At 74.2% G+C, this 2,831-nt stretch carries 3 protein-coding genes; 1 reads left to right on the top strand and 2 read right to left on the bottom strand.

Annotated elements, in window-relative coordinates; all coding sequences use genetic code 11:
* Both G5C51_RS41295 and G5C51_RS41290 read right to left on the bottom strand, forming a co-directional pair.
* Positions 1-1,088: ATP-binding protein (locus G5C51_RS41295; protein WP_165245980.1), on the bottom strand; the 1,088-nt coding region annotated here is incomplete at its 3' end.
* A 242-nt stretch (positions 1,089-1,330) separates the two neighbouring features.
* Positions 1,331-1,990: a TetR/AcrR family transcriptional regulator gene (locus G5C51_RS41290; protein ID WP_165245978.1), complete on the bottom strand. Its 660-nt coding sequence runs from the start codon at positions 1,988-1,990 to the stop codon at positions 1,331-1,333.
* Positions 1,991-2,044: 54 nt separating this feature from the next.
* On the opposite strand from G5C51_RS41290, the gene G5C51_RS41285 reads away from it, so the two are divergent.
* The coding region (locus tag G5C51_RS41285; protein ID WP_165245976.1) for an ATP-binding cassette domain-containing protein at positions 2,045-2,831 on the top strand (787 nt) is incomplete at its 3' end.

Raw genomic sequence — 2,831 nt, 5'->3', positions numbered from 1 at the left:
GGTTGGGGGCCAGGGGCGGGACTGGGCCCAGGCTCGCCGCCAGGGCCAGGGCCAGGACCGGGACGAGGGCCAGGGCCGGGGCCAGGACCAGCGTCGCGACCGGGTCGGACGTCGGCACCGGGGCCGACCTCAGGACCGGACTCCCGACCAGATCCGAGACCAGGTCCGAAGTCGACCTCGCTGCCGGGGCTCTCGCGCCCCAGCCCACCGTCGGGTCCGGCGCTCGCTCCGGGTCCTTCCCGCTCCGCCGCTCCAGGCCCTACCCGCCACGACGTTCCAGCCCTGCGTAGCAGTGGCTCCGTCGGGTGGGATGCCAGCGCAGCGTGCAGAAGCAGCGTCCGGACTGCCGTCGGGATGCGGGCGAGTTGTGCCTGCACCGCATCCTGCACTGCCGCCGGGACCGGCAGCTCGTCGAGCGGGTGCGAGGGGCGGCCGCGGGCCGTAAGGGCGCGGGCGATGGCGAGGGCGAAGCCTGGGTTGCCGCCCGATGCGGCGTGGATGCGCAGGGCCAGTCGGGACGGCAGGCCCTGGGCCGAGAGGATCTCGGCGAGTGCTTCGGGGGTCAGTGGTGGGACGGCGAGGGTGGGGATTCCCTGCCAGCCGGGGGTACGGGACGTGGCCAGCACGCGGACCTCGTCGGATCCGGCGGTGGCGAGGAGTTCGGCGCTTGCCGGGTCCGCCCAGTCGGCGCCGTCGATCGTGAGCAGCACCGGCGCGGTCCCCGCCAGCAGGCCGCCCACCGCCAGCCGCAGCGCCAGCCTGTCCGGCCCCGCCGCGGGCGGCACCGCGTCCCTCAAGACCTCGGCCACGGCCGTCCGCTGCGGGGCCGGCAGGCGGTCCCGTATATCGGCGGGGAAGGCGAGCAGCAGATCGGCGAGCGTGGCGTACGGGAGCGCGGCGTCGGCGGGTTGCGGGGACAGCCGCAGTACGCGCCGGCCGGACGCCTCCGCCCGGTCGGCGAGATCGGCGACGAGCGCGCTCTTGCCGCTGCCCGCAGGGCCAGTGAGCAGCAGCCGCCCGTCGCCGGCCAGCCGACTCTCCGCACCGGCGATCAGCTCCGCGCGCCCGGGCACGCCCGCTGCGGTCATGCCCGGCACCCTAGGCCGGGCCGGGTGGGTGGGGAAGGGCGTGTCCGCACAGGGAGTTGGGTGCTTCGGACGCCCTGCTGCCTAATCAGCTGACCGCGGTATCCGCCGGCCGGGAGCCGCGCTCAGCGCTGCGGCGATCTGCGGGCCGGGCCGGGCCGGTGAAGTCCTCCATGAAGCCGGCAGAGCGCACACGCCGCAAGGCGCTGGCACGCGCGATCGGTGGTCCCGGATACGGGCGCGGATCAGCGCGCCCGCGCCCCACCACGGCTACCCGCCGCCACCGACTCCACAAGGCGGAGCACTTCCTCGAATCCCTGCTTGAACTCCTCGTCCCAGTCGACCGGCGCGTCCAGCGCCTCCGCGACACGCGCATGCGCGGGCAGGGCACCCTCCGGCAACTGGCCCCTCCTACCCCGAGGATCCAGCTCACCAGGACCGAACCGACCGCCCACCTCCGAGGCGACGTAACCGAGCACGAAGGTGGACACCAACCGCTCCACACGCGGGACTTCGCGGCCCGGCACACCGGCGTCGAGGAGCGCGGAGTAGATCTTGTCGATGACGGCCACCGCCTCCGGGGTGACCGTCGGCCGGTCGAAGAGCAGGCCCGTAGCCCACGGATGCGTCTGCAGACCAAGCCGCGCCGACGACGCGAAGACCCGTAGCCGCGTCCGCCAGTCCGCATCCGCCGCCGCCCGCATCGCGGGGTCCTCCCCCAGCATCGAGAGCAGCCGCCCCACCATCAGGTCGAGCAGCGCCGCCTTGCTGCCGACATGGGGATAAAGCGCCATCGGCGTGACGCCGACGCGCTGCGCGACGGCGCGCATGGAGACGGCCGCCAAGCCCTTTTCGTCGGCGATGGCCATGGCCGCGTCCACTGCCTCTTCACGTCGCGCGCTCATGTATATACAGTGTAGATCTATACGCTGTAGATCACAAAGATCGGGAGGCGCATCGTGCTCAGCACCCACGGACTGGTGAAGCGTTACGGCCCTGACGCCACCGCCCTCGACGGTTTCGAACTCGCCGTCGCCGCAGGCGAGATCACCGGCCTCATCGGTCACAACGGCGCGGGCAAGACCACCTTCGTGGAGGTGGTCACCGGCCTGACCCGCCCCGACGCGGGCTCCGTCCGCATCGACGGCATCGACGCCCTCCACCGCCCGCACGCCGCCCGCGCCCTCCTCGGCCTCGCCCCGCAGGAACTCGCCCTCTACCCGAGCGCCACCGTCCGCGAACACCTCCGCCTGTACGGCTCGCTGGCCGGCCTGCGCCGCCGCACACTCCGTACCGCCGTCGAAGCCGTCGCCGAGGAACTCCAGCTCACCGCCGAACTCGACCGCCGCGCCGGGCTGCTCTCCGGTGGCCAGCGGCGCCGCACCCAAGCCGCCGCCGCCCTGATCGGCGACCCGCCCCTGCTGCTCCTCGACGAGCCCACGGCCGGCGCCGACCCGGACACCCGCGCGGCACTGCTCGCTGCGGTACGGGCCCGCGCGGACGCGGGCGCGGCGGTCCTGTACACCACCCACTACCTGCCCGAACTCGCCGACCTCGGCGCCTCCCTGGCCGTCGTCAGAGCGGGCCGCGTGATCGCCCGCGGGGAACGGGACGACCTGCTGCGCGGGTTGCCGGGAGAGCTGCGGCTGCGGTTCAGCGGCCCGGCGGAGGCCGCACAGGCGGCGGCGGCAGCAGCAGCGGACATGGCGACAGCAGCGCAATCAGCGGCCGCTACGGCCCCCACAG

Origin of the sequence: Streptomyces coryli (assembly GCF_011044975.1) — a bacterium.
Classification (GTDB): domain Bacteria; phylum Actinomycetota; class Actinomycetes; order Streptomycetales; family Streptomycetaceae; genus Streptomyces; species Streptomyces coryli.
Note: the sequence above shows the minus strand (reverse complement) of the source record. Positions and strands in the feature narration are given on the sequence as shown.